Genomic DNA, 22,782 nt, shown 5'->3' on the forward strand with positions numbered 1-22,782 from the left:
AGCACCTCTCACGAACACGTACGGTTGGATGCGTAGGCAATCACTTCCGTCCCGCTGGATCCGTATGAACGTCACCCGAGGCTTCACCGGGCGCGCCCGCGTCGACAATGCGGGCCTGCCGCCCGGCCAGTACGACGCGGGCGACGACTGGCCCGTCCTGTCCGCCGAGGTCACCCCCGAACTGGCGCCCGCCGACTGGACCTTCCGGGTCGACGGCCTGGTGGAACGGCCGCACACCTGGGACTGGGAGCAGGCGCACGCGCTGCCGGAGTCGGCGTACGAGGGCGACATCCACTGCGTGACGAGCTGGTCGAAGTTCGGGGTGCGGTTCGGGGGCGTGTCCCTGGACGCGTTCCTCGAGGTGGTGCGCCCGCGCCAGTCGGCCACCCATGCCGTCGCCTACTCGCACACCGGCTACACCGCCAACCTCCCCCTCGCGGACCTGACCGGGGGGCGGGCCTGGATCGCCTGGGAGTACGACGGGCAGCCCCTGGCGCCCGAGCACGGCGGGCCCGCCCGGCTGCTGGTGCCGCATCTGTACTTCTGGAAGAGCGCCAAGTGGATCGCGGGCCTGACGCTCCTCGACCACGACGAGCCGGGGTTCTGGGAGCAGAACGGCTACCACGCGCGCGGCAACCCCTGGCAGGAGCAGCGGTACTCCGGTGACTGAGCAACTGACGCAGCCCTCCCCTTCCCCCGGGTTCACTCCCCCGACCCGCTTCGCCGTGCCCGGCCGGATCGCCGTGAGCAACCGGACGGCCTCGGTGTGGCAGACCGCCACGCTCACCGAGATCCGCCGCGAGACCGCGCAGGCGGCCACCTTCCGGTTCGCGGTGCCCGACTGGGAGGGGCATCTGCCCGGCCAGCACCTGATGCTGCGGCTGACCGCACCGGACGGCTATGTGGCCCAGCGCCACTATTCGCTCGCGTCCGCGCCCGACGACCCGGGGCACATCGAACTGACCCTGGACCATGTGGAGGGCGGCGAGGTCTCGGGCTGGTTCCACACCGTGGCCGAGCCCGGTGACCAGGTCGAGGTGCGCGGCCCGCTGAGCGGCTTCTTCGCATGGCCGGGCGACCGGCCCGCACTGCTGCTCGGGGCCGGCTCCGGGGTCGTACCCCTGATGTCGATGGTGCGGCACCACCGGGCGCGCGGGCTGGAGGTGCCGCTGCGGCTGCTGGTTTCCGCGCGCAGTCCCGAAGAGCTCATCTACGCGCGGGAGTTCGGCGCGGAGACAACACCCGTGTTCACTCGTCGCGCACCGGCCGGTGTGCCCGTCGGACGTATGGGCACCGCACATGTGGCGCCGCTCCTGGCCGAGCAGCCACCCGGTGGGTGGGAGGCCTATGTGTGCGGCTCGAACGCCTTCGCCGAGCACGCCTCCCGGCTGCTCGTCGAGGCGGGCCAGCCCGTGGACCGGATCCGGATCGAACGCTTCGGCTGACGCCCCGAAGGGCAGGCCGGGCGGACTGAGCGATCTCCCGTGTGCTGGGTACCTGATTTTCCTGGGCACTCGCGCGTATACGCGGCGCGGAGGGACAATACGGACCGAAGGCGATACGGCCCCTCCGGCTCCGGCGACGGGGAGGAGGTCGACATGCGAACCCGGGTGCGCGGCTGGCGCTGGCGGCGCAATCCGCTGCGGCGTCGGTCGGACGTGGTCGAGGCGTGGACGGCGTTGGTCGTCGCCGTCCTGTTGTTCGTGGGCGCGCCCCTGGCGGGAGCGCTGGCGGGCTGGTGGGCCCATGACGAGGCACGGGCCGTGGCGGCTGCGCAGCGCGCCGAACGTCACCGGGTGCGGGCCGAGGTCGTCGGCAGGACACCCGAGAGGCTGCCGTCGGTGCAGGGCAGCGGGGATCACTCGTACCGCGTGGATGTGCGCTGGCGGGACGCGACCGGCACACACACCGCGAAGGCCCGCGTGCCGGCGGACAGCCGGCACGGCGACACGGTCGATGTCTGGTTCGACGCCGCGGGCAGGGCCGTTCCCCCGCCGCCGGGCGAGACCCAGGTCTGGCAGCACACAGTGACCATCGGCATCTGCGCCGCGGGCGGCGCGGTAGCCGTCGCGCTCCTCGCCGGCGCCGTGGTGCGCCGCGTGTCCACCGGGCACCGGCTCGCCGAGTGGGAGCGCGAGTGGGCGCGCACCGAGCCGGAGTGGACCCGGCGTCGGGCGTGACGTACGCGAACCTGTCAGGCGGACAGCCAGTCGACGTAGTGGGTGGGCGCGAGGTGAGCGTCCTTGTCGGTGAGGACGTCGCCCTTGACGACGGCGAACATTCCGGCGGTGGGGTCGGTGACGACGGTGCGGTTGTCGGCCTTGTGGGACAGGGTGATGCGGCCCAGTTCGTCCAGGGTGAAGATCTCGGGGCCGCCGATGTTGCGGATGCCGTTCAGCGGGGCGCCCACGGCGACCTCCGTCACCGCGGCGGCCACGTCCTTGGCGGCGATCGGCTGGATCGGTGTGGCGGGCAGCCGGACGGTGTCGCCGTCGGCGGTCCAGGACAGGACGGCGTCAATGAACTCCATGAACTGCGTTGCCCGGACGATCGAGTAGGGGATCGGCCCGGCCGCGAGGATGTTCTCCTGGAGCGTCTTGGCCCGGTAGTAGTCCAGCTCCGGTACCTGGTCCGTGCCGACGATCGAGAGGATGACGAAGTGGCCGACGCCGCCCTTCTGGGCCGCGGCCACCAGGTTGTCCATCGAGGCCTGGAAGAAGGCCGGGGAGGCGTCGTCGAAGGTCGGGGAATTCGTCAGGTTGACGACGACGTCGGCTCCCGCCACGGCCTCGTCCAGCCCCCGGCCGCTGATGACGTCGACTCCGGTGGACTGCGAGTGCGGTACTGCCTCGTGGCCCGCGGCCTTCAGGTTCTTGACGACCTGTGACCCGATCAGCCCGGTACCGCCGATGACTGCGAACTTCATGACATGCCCTTCGTCGGAGTTGTCCATGCGATGTGATCCATGCCCCGCCTTGTGGGTGCGGCCGGAGGTGGTGCCTCGAACGGCTGAGAGCGGGCGGGGTCAGCAGCCGTCGACGAACGTGACCGTCTCGTCCAGCGGCGCCCGGACCCTTCGGGCGTAGTCCACGGTGGCGTCCTCGAACCCGATCGACAAGCCGCAAAAGAGGACAAGCCGACATCGACCCATTGCGCCGCCCCGCCGCCCCCATGTCGCGGTCGATGGAGCAGAACAGGGCCGCGGGCACGCCGAAACAGTCCAGTTCGCGGCCGCTGCCCGCTGACGTGCCTCCCAGTCCTCACGCGAAATGCCGAGTGCTCCGTGGCGCTGTTCACCGAAGGCGGGTCGGCGCTCGCGGTACGAGGGCTTCAGCGCGGGCGGGTACATCTCGTACTCCCGGTCGCCCCAGGGGCGCCGGCGGCCACGCACGCACCGGCACGCTTCTCGAGTTCGACCAGCGGCTCACCGGCCAGCACCTAGGCATCCGCGTACCGCCCGCCGACTCGTGACCGCCTCGTAGACGTTCAAGATCGACCGCCTCCAGCCCACTCAGCACGTTCACTCTCGCTCTATGCGAGATAGTATCACTCAATACCATCTCGCATGCAACTATCAAGCGAGCCTGAGTCCGCGGCTTCGAATCCCCGCCGGGGACTCCGGCCGCCGATGAACCGCTCCGGGAAATGCCCGCTCGGTCGTCAGGCGCGGCAGCGCAGCATCTCCAGTGGAGGGCCGGCGACGAAGTCCGCCCAGAAGTCCGCGCCGAACGTGCGCACGCCGGAGTCGGAGACCTTCAGCGGGACCCAGGTCGGCTCGCCGAAACCGGCCGCCCGCAGGCAGTGTTCGTAGACCTCGCGGCGCGGGGCGGTGGAGATGATCTCGATCGGCGGGTCGAGCAGCGCCGTGACCCGGAAGCGCGGCCCGGTCTCGGCCTCCTCGCCGGTCGGCTCGCAGAGAAAGCCGTACTTCGCCAGGGACGGCCCGTCGAAGACGTAGTCGGGTGACTGCATGAGCGCGAAGAACTCGCCGCCGGGCTTGAGACTCCGGTGCACGTTGCGGCACATGCGCTCCATGGCGGCGATGTCCTCCGCGTAGTTGAGCATCTGGACTGCCGTGGCGATGTCGAACTGGCGCCCCAGGGGTCGCAGTTCGGACACATCACCCACCTCGTAGCGCACACCCAGCGGATCGCGCTCCTCCAACTTCCTTGCCGCGGCGACCATTTCACCGGAGATGTCGATGCCGAGTACATCCGCGGCGCCGCGCCGTCTGAACTCCCGGCTGTAGAAGCCGGTACCGGAGGCCAGGTCGAGGACCGACCTGCCGCGCAAGTCCCCGACCATGGCCAGAAAGCCGGGTACTTCCGCGTACCGCGTCAGCGGCAGGGACTTGAAGCCCTCGAAGGCCTCACCGATCTCCTCGTACTGCTGCACACTCACGTTGCCGATCTCCCCTGTGCCCGGTCGTGTCCTCGGCCTCGGCCCCCGCGCCCTGGGCACACCTCAGCCCTTGACGCGCAGTCTCCCGGCCTCCCGGCCGGCCGTCGTACTGACAGAAGCCACAAAGATCCGGACACCGTCCCGGCCTCATGCACAAGAGGTCGTACGGGCTCGAGCGGCGAAGGAACCCGCGCTACGGCCCATGGAAGGCGTCAGGGGACACGGCCGCGCTCAGGCGGGCTGCCACAGCTCGATCCGGTTGCCTTCAGGATCGGTGACCCAGCCGAATCGGCCGACACCGTCCATGTCCTGCGTCTCCTCGGCCACGTCCGCTCCCCCGGCCCGGAGTTGCGCGAGCATCGCATCCAGGTCGCGGACCCGGAAGTTGAGCATGGTCCGCTGGGTGCGGGACCCGAAGTAGTCGGTCTCGGACTCGAACGCCGCGAACACCGTCGGCCCGGCTTCGGGACGCCACAGGCCGTTCTCGTCGGCGTCGAGGCCCAGACAGTCGCGATACCAGGCGCTCAGGGCCGCCGGATCGGCGGCGCGCAGGAAGTAACCACCGATTCCAAGTACACGTTCCATGCCGCCATCCTGCCAGGACGGCGACCGGATGGGTCGCAGCCGCCCTCGTCCGCTTCACCCTTCACCCCGACGACAGGGCGGCTACGCCCCACCGCCCTCGGGATGCGCGAACCGGGTCAGCAGGTCCTTCAGCAACTCGGGCTCACCGGGCTCCAGTTCGGCGACCAGTCGCTCAGCCGGCCGTTCAGCCGCCGCATGGACTGCATCGAAGAGTTCGAGGCCTTGTGGCGTGATCTCCACGGCCCGCGCCCGCCGGTCCCCCGGGACCGCCTTGCGTACGGCCAGCCCCTTGCCCTCCAGGTCGTCCACGACCCGCATGATGCCCGCCTTGTCCGACCCCGTCGCCGCCGCCAGGTCCCGCTGCATGGTGGGCCCTTGGTTGACCAGGACGATCAGCACGGCGAAGTGCCGCAGCTCGATGCCGAACGGCCTAAGCGCCTCCGACATCACCGCGGCGGCGCGCCAGTGTGCCCGGCGCAGCAGCAGGCCGAGAGCGAACGGTGATGCGTCCCCAGGGCGGTCGGTCGCACGCGAGGCGGCGGAGGTGTCAGGAACGTCGGCAGCCATGGGGCCAGATTACAGCCATGCATTCATTCGAAACGGTCTCATCTGAAACCAAATGCGACCGGCGCGAACGTACGAGCCGCCTACTACGCCTCCTGCTGCATCCGCCGCGCGATCCGCCCGTGATCCCGCAGCGCCTCCGCCAGCCCCGGCAGCACCGGCTCGCCCCGGTCGACGAGGACCCGGCCCCCGACCACCGTCGTCCAGGCACGGGCCGGACCGCAGCGCAGCCATGCCTCGACCGGGTCGCTCAACGCCCCCGCGAGGGCGACCTCGTGGAGATCCCAGACGACCAGGTCGGCGCAGGCCCCCGGGCGCAGATGTCCCAACTCGTCGGCACGGCCGAGGCAGCGGGCCGAGCCGCGGGTGGCGATGTCGAGGGCATCGCGTGCGGTCATCGCGCCGGGTCCGCCGCGGTAACGGCCCAGCAGCAGGGCACCGCGTGTCTCCATCCAGAGGGAGGCGTGGTCCGTGGAGGCGGAGCCGTCGCAGCCGATGCCGACGGGCAGGCCGAGTTCGCGCATCTCCTTGACGCGCGCGGTGCCGCCGCCGATGAGCATGTTGGAGCTGGGGCAGTGCGCGACACCGACGCCCGCTGCCGCGAGCCGGCCGAGCTCGTCGTCGTTGGGGTAGATGCAGTGGGCGACCCAGGTGCGGTCGCTCATCCACCCGCAGTCCTCGAAGTACTCCACGGGCCGGCAGCCGTAGGTCTCCAGGCAGTAGGTGTCCTCGTCGTGGTCCTCGGCGAGGTGGGTGTGCAGGCGTACGTCGTGGCGTTCGGCGAGTTCGGCGGTCGCCGTCATGACCTCCTTGGTCACCGAGAACGGCGAGCAGGGCGCGAGCGCCACCCGGATCAGCGCGCCCGGCTCGGGGTCGTGGTGGGCCTTGATCAGCCGCTCGCTGTCGGCGAGCACCTCGTCGACGGTCTGGGTGACGCTCCTGGGCGGCAGGCCCCCGTCCTCGACGGAGCGGGTCATGGAGCCTCGGGTCGCGTGGAAGCGGAAACCGATGTCACGGGCGGCGCGGATCTCCGCATCGACGAGGTACGGGCGGGGGTGGACGTACAGGTGGTCGGAGGACGTGGTGCAGCCGCCCATCAGCAGTTCGGCCATGCCGACGTACGCGGACACGTAGACGGCTTCCTCGTCCAGGGCGGACCACAGTGGGTAGAGGGTGGTCAGCCAGTCGAAGAGGGTGCCGCTCACTGCCGGGGCGTAGGAGCGGGTGAGGTTCTGGTAGATGTGGTGGTGCGTGTTGATCAGGCCGGGGGTGACCAGCCGTCCGGACGCGGAGAGGGTCGTACGGGCCTCGGGCTCGGTCCCGGCAGCGCCCACGGCGGTGACCCGACCATTGGCGACGGCCACCCAGCCGCCGGGAATCTCGCGCTCCCCGTCGACGACCAGCAGTCCGGCGTCCTTGACCAGCAGATCCACGGCTGAAGTCATGGCGCCATCGTAGACAGGTACGACCGGAAAGACCTGGCGAGTCGTCCGACCACCCGCGTACGGTGTGATCATCCGCACTGTCCCTTCGTAGCTGTCGCTTCGCAAAGGCGGTCCTACATGGCCCTGTTCGACCTCCCCCTCGACGAACTCCACGAGTACCGCAGCAAGTCCGTGGAGCCAGAGGATTTCGACGCGTTCTGGTCCAAGACCCTGCAGGAAGCTCGCGAGCACGACCTGGACGCCCGTTTCGAACCGGTCGACACGGGCCTGACGACGGTCGACGTGTACGACGTGACCTTCGCGGGGTTCGGCGGGCACCCGGTGAAGGGCTGGCTGACGCTGCCCGCCGCGACCGAGGAACCGATACCCCTGGTCGTGGAGTTCATCGGATACGGCGGCGGGCGCGGCCTGCCGCACGAGCACCTGCTGTGGGCGTCCACGGGCCGGGCGCACTTCGTGATGGACACCCGCGGACAGGGCAGCGGCTGGGGCGGGGGCGGCAGCACCGCGGACCCGGTGGGCGGCGCGCCGTCCGTCCCCGGCTTCATGACCCGCGGTATCGACGCGCCCGAGAACTACTACTACCGGCGGGTGTTCACGGACGCGGTGCGTGCCGTCGAGGCGGCCCGCTCGCACCCCCTCACCGACGCGACCCGCACGGTCGCCCTCGGCGGCAGCCAGGGCGGCGGCATCACGATCGCGGTGGGCGGTCTGGTCCCGGACCTGACCGCGATCGCCCCGGACGTGCCGTTCCTGTGCGACTACCCACGCGCCGTGACGATCACGGACCGTCACCCCTACCGTGAGGTCGGTCTGTTCCTCAAGACCCACCGCGGCCGCACCGAGGAAGCGCTGCGCACCCTGTCCTACTTCGACGGCGTGCACTTCGCCTCCCGCGGCAACAGCGCCGCCTTGTTCTCGGCGGCCCTGGAGGACGCGACCTGCCCGCCCTCGACCGTCTTCGCCGCCTTCAACGCCTGGGCGCACGACGACAAGGCGATCGAGGTGTACGACTTCAACGACCACGAGGGCGGCGGGCCCTTCCAGGAGGCGGCCAAGCTGAAGTGGCTGCGGTCGTACGTCTGACAGTCCCGTCGGCCTTCCCTCCAGTCCGACCAGTCGGTACGTTCGGATGGCCCGGGCCGCAGCGTCGCGGCCCGGGTTTCCCGCGGACGACGGAGGGGCCATGACGGAGCACGAGCCCGAGGTGCACGGATACTGCGACGAGCGGTTCACGGCGGTGCGCACGGCACTGGAGGAGAACTTCCGGGAGCGGGCGGAACTCGGCGCCGCGGTCGCCGTCACCGTCGGCGGCAGGACCGTCGTGGATCTGTGGGGCGGCTGGGCCGACGCTGCGCACACCCGGCCCTGGGAGCGGGACACGCTGGTCAATGTGTGGTCGACGACCAAGGGTCCGGTCGCGCTGTGCGCGCACATCCTCGCCGACCGGGGGCTGCTGGACTTCGACGCGCCGGTGGCCACGTACTGGCCCGAGTTCGCCGCGGCCGGCAAGGACAAGGTCCTCGTACGGCATCTGCTGTCGCACCGGGCGGGACTGTCCGGGCTGCGGGAGCCGCACTCGCTGGAGCAACTCTGCGACTGGGAGTTCACCACGCAGCGGCTCGCGGCGACGGAGCCCTGGTGGGAGCCGGGGACACGGTCCGGGTATCACGCGTTGACCTACGGCTTCCTCGTGGGTGAGGTCGTGCGGCGCGTCTCCGGGCTCCTGCCGGGGGCGTTTCTGGAGCGTGAGGTGACCGGGCCGCTGGGGATCGACTTCACCGTCGGGCTGCCGGCGAAGGAGGCCGGTCGAGCGGCCGAGCTGGTTCATCCGCCGACCGCCTCCGACAGCGAACAGGCGGCGATCTTCAGCCAGTTGGGGCCGGAGGCGCTCGCCGCGCTGGCCAATCCACTGGTGGGCGCGGGCGAGGCCAACACGCCCGAATGGCGGGCTGCCGAGATCCCGGCGGCGAACGGGCACGGAACGGCCCGGGCGGTCGCAGCGCTCTACGGGATCTTCGCGGGCCGGGGGTCGTACGACGGCCGTCGCATCCTGTCCCCCGAGGCCGCCGAGCGGGTGCGTGAGGGGCAGGGCAGCTGCCGGGACCTGGTGCTCGGCGCCGGACTCGGGCACGAGACGGAGATCGGGCTGGGCCTGTGGCTCAGCGGCGCGAACGGCTCGTACGGGCCGAACCCGCGGGCTTTCGGACATGACGGCTTCGGCGGTTCCTGCGGGCTCGCGGACCCGGAGGCGGGGGTGTCGGTGGGGTATGTGATGAACCGGATGGGGCCCCACATCGCGGACGACCCGCGAAAGATGGCCCTGATCGAGGCCGTGTACCGGGCGCTGTGAACGGTGCTCGGCGCGGACCGGTTGCGGACCGGTTTCGGCCGAACCACCGAGTCGGTCTTCCCTGGTGGTTTAGACCAATGCTAGATCTGGTGGCGCAATGAGCCCGCACGGCTACGTTCCGTCACCAACAGGAGGCGCGGCATGGCCCGCACCACCCCGCACGACCCTGCCCTCACCGAAGGCGAACACCGAGGGGACCCGCTGTACTGGCGCGTCGCGACCCAACTGCTCGGCGAGTTGCGCGACGGCACCGTCCCGCCCGGTGAACGCCTGCCGGGCGAGCGGCAGCTGGCCGGGCACTTCAGTGTCAGCCGGGAGACCGTCCGGCAGGCGCTGGAGGTGCTGCGCCGGGACGGTCTGGTCGCCACCGACCGGCGGGGCAGCCACGCCACGCTGCCCGGCCTGCCGGTGGAGACGGCGTCCTCGCTGACCTTCCCGGTCGGCGCCCGGGCGGCGGACCCGGGCGCCGTCGACCGGGCCACGGTCACCTGGGAGACTCCCCCGCCCGAGCACGCCGAGGCCCTGGGGCTCGCCCCGCACCGGCAGACGCTCGTGCACCGCTACGAGTCGGCCGGCGCCGACGGCCGCGGCCGCCGCACGGCGGTGACCTCGTTCTCCGCCGTGGCGCTCGCCGAGGTCGAGGAGCTGGCCCGTTACCGCGACCGCGCCGACGGCGCCGCCTCGGCCCAGCTGCGCCGCACCTACGACTGGATGCGCAGGGCGGGCCTGACCCTGCACCACCGGGACTCCATCACCCCGCTCGCGGACACACCCTCGGTACGGGTCAGACGGCGCGTGCACGATCAGTACGCGCGGCCGTTGGAGATCACCGACCTGGTGGTGGACGCCCAACCGGACGCCCTGGTCTACGAGTTCACGCTGCCCGCCGCGGGGTGAGCGCGCCCCGGGCGCCGGAAGTACAGCCGTACGACGGAGCCCGAGGACTCCAGCCGGTCGGTGGCCAGGTCGCTCAACTGCCGCCCGAGCCACATGCCGTGCCCGCTCACGGCGGCCGGCTCGGGCGGCAGATGACCGGGGAAGGGCGGGCGCGGCCGCACGGTGTGTGCGCCGGCGTCGGAGACCTCGCAGATCACATGGTCGCGGTCGCTGTGCAGCCGCACAACGCCGTGTCCGCCGCCGTACCGGACGGCGTTGACGACGGTCTCGTGCACCGCCGCCACCAGGTCGTACGTCCGCTGCTCGGTCAGCCCCAGGCGGCGCGCGTACGCGGCGAGAGCGCGACGGACGGCGGCGGTGCGGCCGCGGGCGAAGGGGATGCCGGCCGCCGCGGCGGGCAGTGGGGCCGGGGCGTACTCGTCGCACTCGGCGCAGAACTCGGCCGGGTCCGTGTAGTCGGCCGCGCCGCCGGGCTCGTGGGCGAGTTCGGGGTGGGTGCGGGCGACGCTGCGGACGATGTTCTCCGGGAGCGCCCGGGTGTCGTACGGGCACAGGAGCCGGTGGGCGGAGCCGGCGAAGGCGACGTTGACGAGGGATTCGTAGCGCATCCATTCCCGGGTCTCGAAGTCGGTGCGGCCCTCCCAGACCGGTTCGCCGACGACGCGGACCCTCCGGTGCGGCTCCTGGCGGGTGCAGTAGGCGTGATAGCGGCCCAGGGTGCGCGAGGGGTAGTCGTACCACTCGCTGGCGTCGACGCACTCCACGGGACGGAAGCGGCTGCCGAGTGCCTGTGCGAGCAGGGTGAGGTTGCGGGTGCTCACCACCGCCAGGACCATGTCGCCCGCGTCGAGCCCGTCACGGACGAAGGCGGCTGCGGTGTCGCGGAACTGGTCGTCCGAGGCGTAGCGCAGCGCCTGGTGGACGAAGCCGGTCACGGACCTTCTCCTTCCTGCCCCTCCGGCTCGATGCGCAGGCCCGGCACCCGGTCCCAGCCGGTCACCCGCATCACCCGCCGGACGTGCATGGCGACGCCGGACAGTTCGAGGGTGCCGCCCGCCGCGTACAGGGCGAGCGCCGTGAACACCAGCAGGCGCAGCGCGCCGACATCGATGAAACGCAGCTCGTGCAGGTCGAGATGGATACGGGCGCCGTCCGCGGCGCGGGCCCGGGCGCGGGCCGTCTCGGTGTGCAGGGCGCGGGCGACGGCCGTGACGTTGGTGTCGTCGATCTCTCCGGCGAGGGCGAGGCCGGGGGGTGCGAAGGTACGGGTGATGGCGAGGAGGTCGTCACGCCACACGTCGTCGGCGCCGACCCGGCCGTGGTGCAGCCCGGCGAGCGGCTCGAGTTCCGTCTCGTCGAAGATCCGGCGGTCGTACTGGCAGATGCCGAGCACCGGCAGCGAGGAGAAGACGGGGTCGAGCAGCAGCTCGCTGTCGTGCAGTGTCTTGAGTTCCTTGCCGGCCTGGGCACGCAGGATCTCCGTGCACACACGCAGGCCGAGGAAGCCGTCGCCGACGGCCCGGCGGGTCTCGCGGCGGATCACCTCGTCCAGGTCCCACAGTCCCTCGGGACCGGCGAGGTGCGGGTCGACGCACAGCCGGCCGGCCGCGAGCTCCTCGTCGACCCGGCAGCCGTGCGCCTCCAGGAAGGACAGGGCGACGCCGGCCGGGATGTCGGCGGGCGGCAGCAGGAGTCCGCGCTGCCCGCTGGCCAGGCCGTCCAGCAGGAACGCGACGAGGACGGTCTCGCGCTCCTCGTCCGTGTCGTAGCCGAGGAGAAGGTGGTCTCCCTGGCGCATCTGCCCCACAGTTTTCAGGGTGGGTATGACGGCCATCCCCGTACCTCCCTCGGTGGACGGACCGCTTCCACGCTACGCCGGAAGCAGCCCTGCCGTGAGGGGTTATCGTGTCCGCCATCGGTTCCGGGTGAGGGGGGACGATGGCGGCCTCTGTGCAGGGCGGCAGGATCGGCAACCTTCCCGCCGAGGCGAACGCATTCGTCGGCCGACGGCTCGAACTCGCCGATATCGCGGGGCTGTTGGGGACCGAGCGGCTGGTGACGCTGACGGGGCCCGGGGGTGTGGGCAAGTCCCGCCTTGCACTGCGCGCCGCGCACGCCGCGAAGGCCGGCTTTCCGGGCGGGGCATGGCTGGTGGAGCTGTCGGAACTCAGGGATCCGGATCTGCTGACGAACACGGTCGCGCAGGCGACCCGGCTGACCGAGCAGACGCTGCGACCACTGCTGCAGGCGGTGTCCGAACACCTCGCGGGGGCGCCCGTGCTGCTCGTGCTCGACACCTGTGAGCATGTCCTGGACGAGTGCGCGCGGGTCGCGCAGGAACTGCTCGCGAGCGTCCCGGAGTTGCGGATTCTGGCCACCAGCCGGCAGCCGCTGGGCGTGCCGGGCGAGCATCTGCTGACGGTGGCGCCGCTGCCGCTCGGAGAACGGGACGACGCGGTTGCGCTGTTCACGGCCCGGGCGGCGGCCGCGGTTCCGTCGTTCGCGCTCACCGACGCCAACCGGGCGCATGTGGCCGCAGTCTGCGCCCGGCTCGACGGGATCCCGCTGGCGCTGGAGCTGGCCGCCGTACGATTGCGCGGCTTCCCCCTGCACCGGCTCCTGGAAGGCCTGGACTCCCGCTTCGACCTGCTTGTCTCGCCCGCCCGGCCGCGCCTTGCCCGGCACCAGACGCTGCGCACCACGATCGGCTGGAGCCATGAGCTGTGCACGCCGCTGGAGCGGCTGCTGTGGGCCCGGCTGTCGGTGTTCGCGGGGGGCTGGGACGTGGAGGCGGCCGAATTCGTGTGCCACGGCGGCCCCCTCGACGCGGAGGAGATCCTGGCGCTGCTCGCCTCACTCACCGAGAAGTCCATCGTCACCCGGGACGGCGAGGGCGCGGCGGTGCGCTACCGGATGCTGGACACGGTCCGCTCGTTCGGCGCCGAGTGGCTGACCGGGCTGGGTGAGGCGGAGGCGGTGCGCCGCCGCCACCGGGACTACTTCCGCTGGATCGCCCGCCAGGGCGAGGCGGAGTGGCTCGGGCCCGGCCAACGGATGTGGGCGGAGCGGCTGACCGCGGAACACGCCAATCTGCGCCTCGCGATCGAGGAGTGCCTGACCGCGCGCGAGCCCGAGACGGCACTCGAACTCACCGGCAGCCTCTGGTTCTTCTGGTTCGCCTGCGGGTTCGCCGAGGAGGGGCGCACCTACCTGGAGCGGGCGCTGCGCCACTCCCCCGAGGGCAGCGGTCCCGAGCACACCCTGGCGGTGTGGGCGCACCGGCTGGTCACCGTCGTCCCGGACGACCTGGAGGCGGCCGAGTCGGTGAGCGCCGCCTATGTGTGGCTGGCGGAGGAGCGTCGACTGCCGGTGCCCGCGCTGCCGTTGACCGGGGCGAGCCTGGCCGTGCGGGGCGAGTCGGCGCGGTCGGCGGTGCTGTACGGGAGTGTCCGGCAGGCGCCTGCGGGGGACGGCGGCGCCGAGTTCTTCCAGCTGCTGACGCTGGCCGTGCAGGCCTATCTGCTGGCGAGCCAGGCCGCTTTCGAGCGGTGCGCGGCGGTCGCGGAGCGGCTGCGGGCCGAGTGCGCCAAGCGCGGTGAACTGTGGATGCGGGCCTGGGGCGACTTCTTCGTCTCGCTCGCCGGGATCGGTCTCGGCCACCCGGACGAGGCGGTGCTCTCGGCACGCGAGGCGCTGACCGCCAAGTGGCGGGTGCACGACCGGATCGGCGCGGCGGCGGTCGCCGACCTGCTGGTGGTCGCGCAGGCCTCGCGGGGCGAGGAGGAGCTCGCCGCCCGCCTCCTGGGCATCAGCCGGCGGCTGTGGCACGCGGCGGGCCTGCCGCAGCTCGGCAGGCCCGACCGGACGGTCTTCCACCGCGAGTTCGAGCGCCGGCTGCGCGCCTCGCTGGGGGATGCCCGGTTCGCCGAAGCAGTGCGCGAGGGCCGGGAGTTGGGGCCGGACGCGGCGATCGCACTGGCGCTGGGCGGCGTGGCCGACCCGAACGGCCTGTGACCGGTCTCCTCGCCCTGGTCAGGAACGGACGGCGACGACCATCCGCACGCGCGGGCTGCCGTCACCGCGCCGCCCGAACTCCGGCAGCTCCTGGAGGCCCACGCGGAACCCGGCCCACTCCAGCTCTCGTCGCACGTCCCCGAGCCGGAAGGCCCGGTAGTACATGACGAACGGCGGCCGCCACACCGCGTTGCGCACGCGCATGACCGCGTCGAAGCCGAGCAGCATCCAGAACGCCGGGGAGGTGAGCCCGGGCGGGGCCAGGACGGGGAAGGCGAAGCGGCCGCCCGGCCGCAGCACGGAGTGGACCTGGGCGAACAGCCCCGGCAGTTCGCGCGGCAGGAAGTGCCCGAACGCCCCGAAGCTCACCACCAGGTCGAAGGCACCGGGAGCGAAGGGGAGCGAGCGGGCGTCCCCCCGCACCCAGGACACCGCCGGCCCGGCCGGCCGTACGCCCCGCCGAGCCACGCCGAGCATGCCCGCGCTGAAGTCGACCCCCGTGACGCTCCGCCGGCACACCCGCGCCAGGACATCGACTCCCGCCCCGGTGCCGCAGCACAGGTCGAGCCCCGCGTCGAAGGGCCCGGTCCGCGCCAGCGCCGAGGCGACGGCGTCGAGCACCGCGTCGGGGGTCCGGAAGGGGGTGTGGTCGAACTTCGGCGCGAGCAGGTCGTAGCCGTGCTCCACGGACGAGAGCGCCTGGACGGCGAGCTCGCGCAGACTGGGACCTCCGGGGCTGAACATCAGCGTCAGCTTAGGCGAACGGGCGCTGGACACGCCCCCCTCACGTGATTATTCTCATCGGCACCTACTCAACTAATTCACTATGAGGTGATCGGATGCGTGCGTTCCGCGAGGCGGTCGAGGCAGGCGACATGGACGCCGTCGAGGCACTGCTGGCGGAGGACGTCGTCTTCACCAGCCCGGTGGTGTTCAAGCCCTACCCGGGCAAGGCGATCACCGCGGCGATCCTGCGCGCGGTCTCGAAGGTCTTCGAGGACTTCCGCTACGAGCGCGAACTCGCCGGGGCCGACGGCCGCGACCACGCGCTGGTGTTCGCCGCGCGAGTGGGTGACCGTGAGCTGAGCGGCTGCGACTTCATCCACCTCGACGAGGAGGGACTGATCGACGAACTGACCGTCATGGTGCGCCCGCTGTCCGCCGCGCAGGCCCTGGCGGCGGCCATGAGTGCGCAGTTCGACCGGATCGAGAAGGAGGCGCAGGCGCGGTCGTGACGGCTCAGCTGGTCCTGAAGTAGAGCTTGGGGTGGTTCGGTTCCTTCCTGAAGGCCTTCAGCACCAGGTAGAGCACCTTTTCCATCAGCCAGAAGAGGAAGAGCCAGACGCTGATCACGACGGCCGGCACGGCCAGGAACACCGCGGTCGGCACGGCGACCAGGAGCCACCCCGCGGCTCTCTTCAAGACCGCAGGCGAGCGGACCGCCCGCCACGTTCCGCCACCTTTCACGACCTTCCACATGCCACCCGCGCGCACCCCGGCCCACATCACCCAGCGGCGGAGCAGCGCCACGTCGAGTTCCCTCATCGAGACACGGAAGATCCTGTCGGCTTCCGCTCGCCGCACCGACTTTTTCCGGCACAGATGGTCGTGCAGGATGGCCGACCGGGTGTAGACGCCGTAGCGCGGAAACAGCCAGACGAAGGCACGCGGCACCGATGCGAAGTCCGTGTGGAGACGGGGCGGGACCCGGATGCGGTCGGTCCTGCCCCCGTGTTCGAGATGCTCCGGGTTCTCGTAGCAGAACCCCTGCTGGAGCTCCCACGCCTTTCCGTCCACCATCGCCTTGACCACCACATCACCGGTGAAGGGATCCGTGCGATCCATGCTGCCCGCCTTCCTCGGATCGAGTCCCGCACCGGAGATATAGCCACAAACCCACCGCGGCAAGCACCGCGGGACGGTCAGGGTGACCTCACCTGTGTACGACGTTGACGAGCAACGCGGGCATCCCGATGCGGACGCGCCTCGGCGAGGTCGAACTCGCCGACTGGAACCGGGCGTTCGCGGTGAACACCACCGGCGCCCTGCAGGGCATCCAGGCCCTGGCCCCGCTGATGCCGTCCGGTTCCGCGATCGCCGGTGGGCGGCCACGGCGATCACGAGCGCACTCGACGCGTAGTCAGCGAAGGCCGACGGTCAGCGTGTCGGTGGGCAGAGAAGGGACTGGCCAGTGGGGCTCGGAGCGCCAGTTCCGCCAGTTCGCGCCGGCGGCGAAGGGGCCCGTCCTCTCTTCGATCATGGCCGTGGCTTCGTCGCGGGCCTTCTCGACCGCCCGGTGATCGGCCTCGCTCACGACTCCCAGCCGACGGCCGTGGGCGTACTCGTCCTCGTCCTTCCATCTCCACCGGGACAAGTCGGGCTCGATCACCAGGTCCAGGAGCAGGTCGAAGGTGTCGAAGCCGATGGCTGTGCGGCGCATCGGCTGTTGGAAGTTGATGTACCAGTGCGCCAACCGGTGGCCGTCGAGCGGGTCGTAGAAGGCGTGCACACTGAACCAGACGTCCGGTGGGACCCACTGCAGATGGGCCGTGCTCCGCCACGACCAGCGGTCGAGCTGCCAGTGCCCGCCGGCCAGGTTCGGCAGTGCCCTGGCCCGTGCAGCCTCGTCGCCCGTCAGCAGCCACTCGATCCAGGTCGTCGGCGCCAGCAGTTCCGCCCCGGGCCGGCCCCCGAGGACGAGCGCTTCGGGTCCGTCCTCGACGACATGGAGGGCGTGTGCGCTCCACACCTTGTCGCGGAACACGTCCCGTCGAACCGCAGTCCCGCCCGGCCGCAGCGCCCCCATGGCCCACCTCCCGACGCCACAACGTCTCGCATCGGTGCGAAGGTTCCACGGCGAGGCCGGGTGATCACGACCGCACCCGGCGCCGTGTGACCCCGGCGGTCGGCGCGGGCTGCGTCCGCTGTCCGCGCGGCCTGCGCAGCAGCACCAGCGCACAGGCCAGCCCGGCCGCGGCCAGAGCGGCACATGCGGTGAACGCGGACCGGTAGCCCTCGGTCAGGGCCGTGAGCCGTTCGGGGCCGCCGCCGTGGGAGAGGGCGACGGAGGTGACGACGGCGACCCCGAAGGCGCCGCCGATCTGGAAGGCCGCGGTGTTGATGCCGGAGGCCACCCCGGACTCGCGCTCGCCCACGCCGGTCAGGGCGGCGATGGAACCGGCCACCGCGCAGGCGCCCAGGCCCGGTCCGAAGAGCAGCAGGCCGGGCAGCAGGTCACGGACGAAGGCGCCGTCCACCGGGACCTCTGCCAGCAGCAGGCTGCCCGCGCCGACCAGGGCGAGTCCGCCGACGGCGACCCGCCGGGCGCCGATGCGGGTGACGAGGGCCTGCCCGGCGTAGGAGCCGACGACGGCGCCGGCCGGCATCACCACGTTGGCGAGGCCGAATTGGAGCGGCGAGTAGCCGAGGACGCCCTGTCCGTACTGGGACAGCGTGTACGACATCCCGAAGGCGCCGGCGCCGAGCAGGAAGACGACCAGGTTGCCGCCGCTGACCGTGCGCGCCCGCAGCAGGCGCAGGGGGACGAGGGGTGCCGTGGACCGGGCCTCGTTGCGGATGAAGATCGCGGCGAGCAGCACGGCCGCGGCCAGCAGGCCCGTCGTGCGCGCCGACAGCCATCCGGCGCGGGGCGCCTCCACCACGGCGTACACACAGGCGACGAGCGCGGCGGTGGCGGTGAGTGCGCCGACCGGGTCGTAGGCGCGGGAGGGTGCCCCGGTGCGGCTCTCGCGCAGCAGGAGGGGGCTCAGGGTCAGCAGGAACAGCGCGACGGGAACGTTGAGGAAGAAGACCCATTGCCAGCCGAGCAGGTCGGTGAGGGGTCCGCCGATCAACAGGGCGGCGGTGGCGCCGAAGCCGCCGCTGCCGGACCAGATGGCGAGCGCCCTGTTGCGGTCGTGGCCCTCCTCGAAGGTGCTCACCAGGAGGGAGAGCGCGCTGGGCGCCATCACGGCGGCCGACACTCCCTGTACGGCACGTGCAGCGATCAGCACTCCGGCACTCCAGGCGCATCCGCACAGCAGCGAGGACAGCCCGAACAGCAGCGTTCCGGTCATGAAGACGCGGCGGCGGCCCAGCAGGTCGGCGGTGCGGCCGCCGAGGAGCAGCAGCCCGCCGAAGGTGAGCAGATAGGCGCTCATCACCCACTGGGCTCCGTCCGCGGACAGGCCGAGGCCGCGGGTGATCGACGGCAGGGCGAGCAGGACGATCTGCGCGTCGAGGATCACCATGAACCCGGCGACGCAGAGCAGGGCGAGCGCGTACCAGCGGCGGGCGTTGTCGGCGATCATGGTCAGCCTCCCAGGCGGAGGCCCGCCAGCCAGACGGCGGGGGTGCCGGGGACGGCGTCGGTGGTCGGGCGCGGCCGGCGCAGCGCGGCGAGGAGCCGGTGGAGCCTGCTGGGGCGGGGGGCGTGAGCGGTCATCGGGGCCTCCGGTTCTGTGGGGTTGTTTCACCCCACCGACGAACGGTCCCTACGCGGATCGACACTCCGCGAGCCGCTTCTCCAGAAACCTCCGCTCCGCGTCGTTCTCCACCAGCTCCAGTGCCCGCTCGTACGCCTCGGCGGCTTCCCTGCTGCGTCCGCTGCGGCGCAGCAGGTCGGCGCGGGTGGCGGGCAGCAGGTGGTATCCGGCCAGGTCGCCCTCGGCCTCCAGTTCGGCGACCAGGGCGAGTCCCGCGTCGGGGCCCTCGGACATGCCGACGGCCACGGCGCGGTTGAGGCGGACCACGGCGGAGGGCACGAAGCGGGCCAACTCGCCGTACAGGCCCGCGACATCGGCCCAGTCGGTGTCCTCGGCCGTGGCGGCGGTGGTGTGGCAGGCGGCGATGGCGGCCTGGATCTGGTACGGGCCGGGGCTGCCGCGGCGCAGTGCCGTCTCCAGCAGGGTGGCGCCCTCGTCGATCTCGGCGCGGTCCCAGGCGGTGCGGTCCTGGTCCTCCAGGGTCACCAGCTCGCCGGCCGTGTCCACGCGGGTGTGTCTGCGGGCGTCGTGCAGCAGCAGGAGGGCGAGCAGGCCCAGTGTCTCGGGCTCGTCGGGCATCAGGCGGGCCAGCACGCGCGCGAGGCGGATGGCCTCGGCGCACAGCCCGGTGCGGACGAGGTCGGCGCCGGTCGTGGCCGCGTACCCCTCGTTGAACAGCAGGTAGAGCACGCCGAGTACGCCCGTGGTGCGTTCGGGCAGGAGGTGGGCGGGCGGCACCCGGTACGGGATGCCGGCATTGCGGATCTTCTTCTTGGCGCGCACCAGGCGCTGCGCCATGGTCGCCTCGGGGACCAGGAAGGCGCGGGCGATCTCCGCAGTGGTCAGTCCCGCCAGGGTGCGCAGGGTCAGGGCGACCCGCGCCTCGATGGCCAGCGCGGGATGACAGCAGGTGAAGATCAGCCGCAGCCGGTCGTCCTGGACGCCGCTGTCGTCTCCGTCGTCGTCCGGGTCGTACGGTCCCTCGTCACGCGCCAGCACGGCCGCCTCCCGCAGTTTCGCCGCCCCCACCGCCTCCCTGCGCAGGACGTCGAGGGCGCGGTTGCGGGCGGTCGTGGTCAGCCAGGCCCCGGGGCGGCGCGGCACTCCGTCGCGCCGCCACCGGTCCAGGGCCTGGGCGAAGGCGTCCTGAGCGCACTCCTCGGCGAGGTCCCAGTCGCCGGTCACCCGGATCAGGGTGGCGACGACCTGGCCCCACTCCTCGCGGAAGGCGGCGGCGACGGCCTCCTCCACATCGGGCTGGTTCATTCCCGGACCGGCCTCACCTCGACGGTTCCGCCGCCGACGGCGGCGGAGTGCCGCGCGGCGAGCATGATGGCCTCGTCGAGGTCGTCTGCCTCCACGAGGTCCACGCCCGCGATGTACTCCTCGGTGCGGGCGAACGGCCCGTCGCCGAGGAGGACTTCGTCGCCCGCGACGCGCACGGTGGTGGCATCGGCGGGCGACCGCAGCCGGGCGGTGACCCGTGCGGGGGCGGGCTCCTCCTCGTCGGCCGGAGCGCACACGAACAGCACGTACCTCACGGCTGTTCCTTCACCGGCTGGGCGGGCGAGACGTGCTCGTGGGTGATCAGCCAGCGCAGGCCTGCGTTGCGGTAGCCGGTGGTCACGCGCAGCACGTCGTCCAGATGGGTGCCGTCCGTGCGGGTGGCCCGTGTCCGGACGAGGGCGTGGGCGAACGCGATGCTCTCGTCGACGTGGATCCGCAGCTCCAGGACCTCGCGGGTCACCGGCCCGGTGACAGTGGCGAACTGGTCCTCCACCGCCTTGCGGAAGGCGTCGAGGCCCTGGCGCTCCCCGCCGTCGGCGAGGTGGAAGATCTCGACGTCGGGCGCGTAGCAGGCCAGCATCCGCTCCACGTCGCGCTCGCGGGCCGCCTCGGTCAGCTCGGCGTCGAGCCGTCGGATCGACGTCTCCTCGTCCTCCTCGTCCCACATCGGCCAGAACGGGCGCACCTCCATGGCCCCGATGGTGGCCACCGGGTGCTTGGCGGCGGCCTCGACGGCCTCCTCCAGGCTGTCGCACTCGAGGACGTCGAATCCGGCCACGTACTCCTTGGTCTCCGCGAACGGCCCGTCGGTGCGCAGCACCTCACCACCGCGCACCCTCACGGTGACCGCCTCTGAGGGCAGGGCCAGCCGGTGCCCGTGCAGCCGGACGCTGCGGTCGCCGAGCTCCTCCACCCAGGGTTCGACAGGTGCCATGCCCGAGGCGTCGGCGGTGTCGTCGCCGCAGACGAGCAGCATGTACTTCATGGGGTCCTCCCGGTCGTCATGAGCTTCCTACACCCCATCGACGAACGGACACCGCCGCAATCGACACCCCGGAAAAACCGTCCCCTGGACGGGCTCACTCGGGGCCGTCGACCTCCCGCACGAGTTCGATCGCCCGGCCCAGGTTGGCGAGCCGGTCGTCCAGGCTCTGCCCGGCCGGATACAGACGTACGGTGTTCACGCCGGCCTCCCGCCACACCCGCAGCCGTGCGCGCACCATGGACTCGGTGCCGATCAGTGTCGTACCGAGCACCATCTCGTCGGTGATCAGGCGAGCCGCCCCGTCCCGGTCGCCCGCCTGCCACCGCTCGCGCACCTCGGCGGCCGCCTCCGCCCAGCCCTGGCGGCTGTAGGCACGGTTGTAGAAGTTGGTCGACGCCGAGCCCATGCCGCCCAGGCTGAAGGCCAGTTCCCTCTTGCGGCCGGCCACCATCGCGCCGAGTGCCTTCTCATCGGGGGCGAACGCGACCTCGGCGCCCTGGCAGACGTCCAGGTCGCTGCGGCTGCGGCCGCCGAGAGCCAGGCCTTCGTCGAGGTGGGCGAAGTACGCACCCGCAGCGCCCTCGGGCACGAAGCTGGTGCCCAGCCAGCCGTCGGCGACCTCGCCGGTCAGCCGCAGCATGGCCGGTGACAGGGCGGCGAGGTAGACGGGGATGTCGTGTTCGGCCCGCATCGACAGGCGCATCGGGACGGCCTCGCCACCGGGCAGCGGAATGGTGAACTCCCGTCCGGAATAGGAGAGTTTGCCGCCGCCGAGCACCCGGCGCACGATCTCCACGGTCTCCCGCACACGGGTCAGCGGCCGGGCGAACGGGACCCCGTGCAGCCCTTCCATCACCTGCGGTCCGGATGCCCCCAGGCCCAGCAGGAACCGTCCGCCGGAGAGGTTGGACAGCGTGATCGCGGTCTGCGCGACGGCCACCGGGGTGCGGGTGCCCACTTGTATGACGCCGGAGCCGAGCAGCATCCGGTCGGTGAGGGCCGCGTAGTAGCCCAGCGCGGAGGGTGCGTCGGAGCCCCACGCCTCGGCCACCCAGCAGATGTCGAGCCCGAGCTTCTCGGCCTCGACGACGAAGTCGGCCTGCTCCGCCCAGTGTTCACCGCCGGAGGCCTCGATCGTCGTCGCGGTACGCATCAGTGGGCCTCCGCCAGCTGTTTGATGTGCGCGAGGGTGACGGTCATGTTGTGTTCGAACTCCCGCATCCGCACGAACACGATCTTCTGTTCCTTCTCCGGCATCCGGTCGATCGCCACGGACAGACCGGAGCGGCCGGGTCCCAGCTGCATCCACTGCGAGAGCTCGGTGCCACCACCTCCCGCGTGCAGCCGGAAGCGCCAGACCGCGGAGGGCTCGGCGGGGTCCTGCACCGCCCAGGCGAAGACGCGCTTCGGTTCGTACTCGATGACGTACGAGGTGGTGACCCACTCTCCGAAAGCCGGGTGCTTGCTGCGGCCGCGGAACCGGGCGCCGACCGCGGGCCCGGTGGCGCCGTCGAGCCATTCGGCCGACTGGAGTTCGTCACTCAGGCTCGGCATCAGCCCGATGTCGGTGACCAGCGCCCACACCCGCTCCGGCGGGGCGCCGATCCAGGTCCGGACCTCGACGGTGGGCTTGTCCGTGTAGTGCGCGCCGGTCCACTTCACATCGGTCCGCCTCCTCGCCATCAAGGGCCTGACCACAAGAGTTGCTTTATAGAACTCGGGCTGTCAAGGATCCCTGAGGTGCTCCGCCGGCACCACCGGCGTCGC

Annotated in this window: 25 protein-coding genes and 1 pseudogene; 8 read left to right on the forward strand and 18 right to left on the reverse strand. The window is 71.7% G+C overall.

Annotated elements, in window-relative coordinates; translation table 11 throughout:
* The first annotated feature begins 64 nt into the window (after positions 1 to 64).
* The 3 genes from ACWDAG_RS05525 (at position 65) to ACWDAG_RS05535 (ending at position 2,180) form a co-directional block, all read left to right on the forward strand.
* Entirely contained in the window at positions 65 to 670 is a 606-nt protein-coding gene (locus ACWDAG_RS05525) for a sulfite oxidase-like oxidoreductase (RefSeq protein ID WP_450694282.1), read from the forward strand.
* The gene (locus ACWDAG_RS05530; protein ID WP_450694283.1) at positions 663 to 1,445 is read left to right on the forward strand and encodes a ferredoxin reductase; all 783 of its coding nucleotides are present in this window, start codon (positions 663 to 665) and stop codon (positions 1,443 to 1,445) included. The genes ACWDAG_RS05525 and ACWDAG_RS05530 overlap by 8 nt, the downstream gene beginning before the upstream one ends.
* 153 nt (positions 1,446 to 1,598) lie before the next feature.
* Complete coding sequence (locus tag ACWDAG_RS05535) at positions 1,599 to 2,180, forward strand: Rv1733c family protein (RefSeq protein ID WP_450694284.1); 582 nt, start codon at positions 1,599 to 1,601, stop codon at positions 2,178 to 2,180.
* 14 nt (positions 2,181 to 2,194) lie between these two features.
* Here the strand turns inward: ACWDAG_RS05535 and ACWDAG_RS05540 are convergent, their stop codons facing one another.
* The 6 genes and pseudogenes from ACWDAG_RS05540 to ACWDAG_RS05565 all read right to left on the reverse strand — a co-directional run bounded on the left by ACWDAG_RS05540 (position 2,195) and on the right by ACWDAG_RS05565 (position 6,995).
* Positions 2,195 to 2,926 carry an SDR family oxidoreductase gene (locus ACWDAG_RS05540; protein WP_450694398.1) on the reverse strand — a complete coding sequence of 244 codons (732 nt, stop codon included), beginning with the start codon at positions 2,924 to 2,926 and terminating at the stop codon, positions 2,195 to 2,197.
* Positions 2,927 to 3,025: 99 nt separating this feature from the next.
* Positions 3,026 to 3,438: pseudogene (locus ACWDAG_RS05545) on the reverse strand (nitroreductase); the annotation flags it as partial.
* A gap of 222 nt (positions 3,439 to 3,660) precedes the next feature.
* Entirely contained in the window at positions 3,661 to 4,401 is a 741-nt protein-coding gene (locus tag ACWDAG_RS05550) for a class I SAM-dependent methyltransferase (RefSeq protein WP_450694285.1), read from the reverse strand.
* A 231-nt stretch (positions 4,402 to 4,632) separates the two neighbouring features.
* Positions 4,633 to 4,986 carry a VOC family protein gene (locus tag ACWDAG_RS05555; RefSeq protein WP_450694286.1) on the reverse strand — a complete coding sequence of 118 codons (354 nt, stop codon included), beginning with the start codon at positions 4,984 to 4,986 and terminating at the stop codon, positions 4,633 to 4,635.
* An 81-nt stretch (positions 4,987 to 5,067) separates the two neighbouring features.
* A complete protein-coding gene (locus ACWDAG_RS05560; RefSeq protein WP_450694287.1) occupies positions 5,068 to 5,553 on the reverse strand; it encodes a MarR family winged helix-turn-helix transcriptional regulator in 486 nt (161 codons plus the stop codon).
* An 83-nt stretch (positions 5,554 to 5,636) separates the two neighbouring features.
* Entirely contained in the window at positions 5,637 to 6,995 is a 1,359-nt protein-coding gene (locus ACWDAG_RS05565) for an 8-oxoguanine deaminase (protein ID WP_450694288.1), read from the reverse strand.
* A gap of 117 nt (positions 6,996 to 7,112) precedes the next feature.
* Here ACWDAG_RS05565 and ACWDAG_RS05570 point away from each other — a divergent pair, with 117 nt between their 5' ends.
* The 3 genes from ACWDAG_RS05570 (at position 7,113) to ACWDAG_RS05580 (ending at position 10,245) form a co-directional block, all read left to right on the forward strand.
* Positions 7,113 to 8,081, forward strand: a complete 969-nt coding sequence (locus tag ACWDAG_RS05570) for an acetylxylan esterase (RefSeq protein WP_450694289.1) — start codon at positions 7,113 to 7,115, stop codon at positions 8,079 to 8,081.
* 100 nt (positions 8,082 to 8,181) lie between these two features.
* On the forward strand, positions 8,182 to 9,348 hold the full coding sequence (locus tag ACWDAG_RS05575; RefSeq protein WP_450694290.1) for a serine hydrolase domain-containing protein: 1,167 nt from the start codon (positions 8,182 to 8,184) through the stop codon (positions 9,346 to 9,348).
* Between the two features lie 141 nt (positions 9,349 to 9,489).
* On the forward strand, positions 9,490 to 10,245 hold the full coding sequence (locus ACWDAG_RS05580; protein ID WP_450694291.1) for a GntR family transcriptional regulator: 756 nt from the start codon (positions 9,490 to 9,492) through the stop codon (positions 10,243 to 10,245).
* On the opposite strand, the gene ACWDAG_RS05585 is transcribed toward ACWDAG_RS05580, so the two are convergent.
* Positions 10,215 to 11,180 carry an anti-sigma factor RsbA family regulatory protein gene (locus tag ACWDAG_RS05585; protein WP_450694292.1) on the reverse strand — a complete coding sequence of 322 codons (966 nt, stop codon included), beginning with the start codon at positions 11,178 to 11,180 and terminating at the stop codon, positions 10,215 to 10,217. The genes ACWDAG_RS05580 and ACWDAG_RS05585 overlap by 31 nt on opposite strands.
* Positions 11,177 to 12,079 carry an MEDS domain-containing protein gene (locus ACWDAG_RS05590; RefSeq protein WP_450694293.1) on the reverse strand — a complete coding sequence of 301 codons (903 nt, stop codon included), beginning with the start codon at positions 12,077 to 12,079 and terminating at the stop codon, positions 11,177 to 11,179. The genes ACWDAG_RS05585 and ACWDAG_RS05590 overlap by 4 nt, the downstream gene beginning before the upstream one ends.
* 104 nt (positions 12,080 to 12,183) lie before the next feature.
* Here ACWDAG_RS05590 and ACWDAG_RS05595 point away from each other — a divergent pair, with 104 nt between their 5' ends.
* Positions 12,184 to 14,259, forward strand: a complete 2,076-nt coding sequence (locus ACWDAG_RS05595) for an ATP-binding protein (RefSeq protein ID WP_450694294.1) — start codon at positions 12,184 to 12,186, stop codon at positions 14,257 to 14,259.
* Positions 14,260 to 14,277: 18 nt separating this feature from the next.
* Here ACWDAG_RS05595 and ACWDAG_RS05600 read toward each other — a convergent pair whose 3' ends face one another.
* The gene (locus tag ACWDAG_RS05600) at positions 14,278 to 15,003 is read right to left on the reverse strand and encodes a class I SAM-dependent methyltransferase (RefSeq protein WP_450694295.1); all 726 of its coding nucleotides are present in this window, start codon (positions 15,001 to 15,003) and stop codon (positions 14,278 to 14,280) included.
* A gap of 95 nt (positions 15,004 to 15,098) precedes the next feature.
* Between ACWDAG_RS05600 and ACWDAG_RS05605 the strand changes: the two genes are divergently transcribed.
* Positions 15,099 to 15,494 carry a nuclear transport factor 2 family protein gene (locus ACWDAG_RS05605; protein ID WP_450694296.1) on the forward strand — a complete coding sequence of 132 codons (396 nt, stop codon included), beginning with the start codon at positions 15,099 to 15,101 and terminating at the stop codon, positions 15,492 to 15,494.
* A 4-nt stretch (positions 15,495 to 15,498) separates the two neighbouring features.
* Here ACWDAG_RS05605 and ACWDAG_RS05610 read toward each other — a convergent pair whose 3' ends face one another.
* The 9 genes from ACWDAG_RS05610 to ACWDAG_RS05650 form a co-directional block, all read right to left on the reverse strand.
* On the reverse strand, positions 15,499 to 16,104 hold the full coding sequence (locus tag ACWDAG_RS05610; protein ID WP_450694297.1) for a DUF1353 domain-containing protein: 606 nt from the start codon (positions 16,102 to 16,104) through the stop codon (positions 15,499 to 15,501).
* A 295-nt stretch (positions 16,105 to 16,399) separates the two neighbouring features.
* Positions 16,400 to 17,065, reverse strand: coding sequence for a DUF402 domain-containing protein (locus tag ACWDAG_RS05615; protein WP_450694298.1), 666 nt, complete (start codon positions 17,063 to 17,065; stop codon positions 16,400 to 16,402).
* A gap of 64 nt (positions 17,066 to 17,129) precedes the next feature.
* Positions 17,130 to 18,569, reverse strand: coding sequence for an MFS transporter (locus ACWDAG_RS05620; protein WP_450694299.1), 1,440 nt, complete (start codon positions 18,567 to 18,569; stop codon positions 17,130 to 17,132).
* A 2-nt stretch (positions 18,570 to 18,571) separates the two neighbouring features.
* Entirely contained in the window at positions 18,572 to 18,703 is a 132-nt protein-coding gene (locus tag ACWDAG_RS05625) for a hypothetical protein (RefSeq protein WP_450694300.1), read from the reverse strand.
* A gap of 49 nt (positions 18,704 to 18,752) precedes the next feature.
* On the reverse strand, positions 18,753 to 20,009 hold the full coding sequence (locus tag ACWDAG_RS05630) for an RNA polymerase sigma factor (protein ID WP_450694301.1): 1,257 nt from the start codon (positions 20,007 to 20,009) through the stop codon (positions 18,753 to 18,755).
* Complete coding sequence (locus ACWDAG_RS05635; protein WP_450694302.1) at positions 20,006 to 20,284, reverse strand: YciI family protein; 279 nt, start codon at positions 20,282 to 20,284, stop codon at positions 20,006 to 20,008. The genes ACWDAG_RS05630 and ACWDAG_RS05635 overlap by 4 nt, the downstream gene beginning before the upstream one ends.
* Positions 20,281 to 21,015 carry an SgcJ/EcaC family oxidoreductase gene (locus ACWDAG_RS05640; RefSeq protein WP_450694303.1) on the reverse strand — a complete coding sequence of 245 codons (735 nt, stop codon included), beginning with the start codon at positions 21,013 to 21,015 and terminating at the stop codon, positions 20,281 to 20,283. The genes ACWDAG_RS05635 and ACWDAG_RS05640 overlap by 4 nt, the downstream gene beginning before the upstream one ends.
* A 94-nt stretch (positions 21,016 to 21,109) precedes the next feature.
* Positions 21,110 to 22,168 carry an LLM class flavin-dependent oxidoreductase gene (locus ACWDAG_RS05645; RefSeq protein WP_450694304.1) on the reverse strand — a complete coding sequence of 353 codons (1,059 nt, stop codon included), beginning with the start codon at positions 22,166 to 22,168 and terminating at the stop codon, positions 21,110 to 21,112.
* Positions 22,168 to 22,677 (reverse strand): SRPBCC family protein, encoded by a 510-nt coding sequence (locus tag ACWDAG_RS05650; protein WP_450694305.1) that lies wholly within the window; start codon positions 22,675 to 22,677, stop codon positions 22,168 to 22,170. The genes ACWDAG_RS05645 and ACWDAG_RS05650 overlap by 1 nt, the downstream gene beginning before the upstream one ends.
* Positions 22,678 to 22,782 lie beyond the last annotated feature (105 nt).

The sequence above is a fragment of the Streptomyces sp. NPDC001157 genome, from assembly GCF_053598255.1.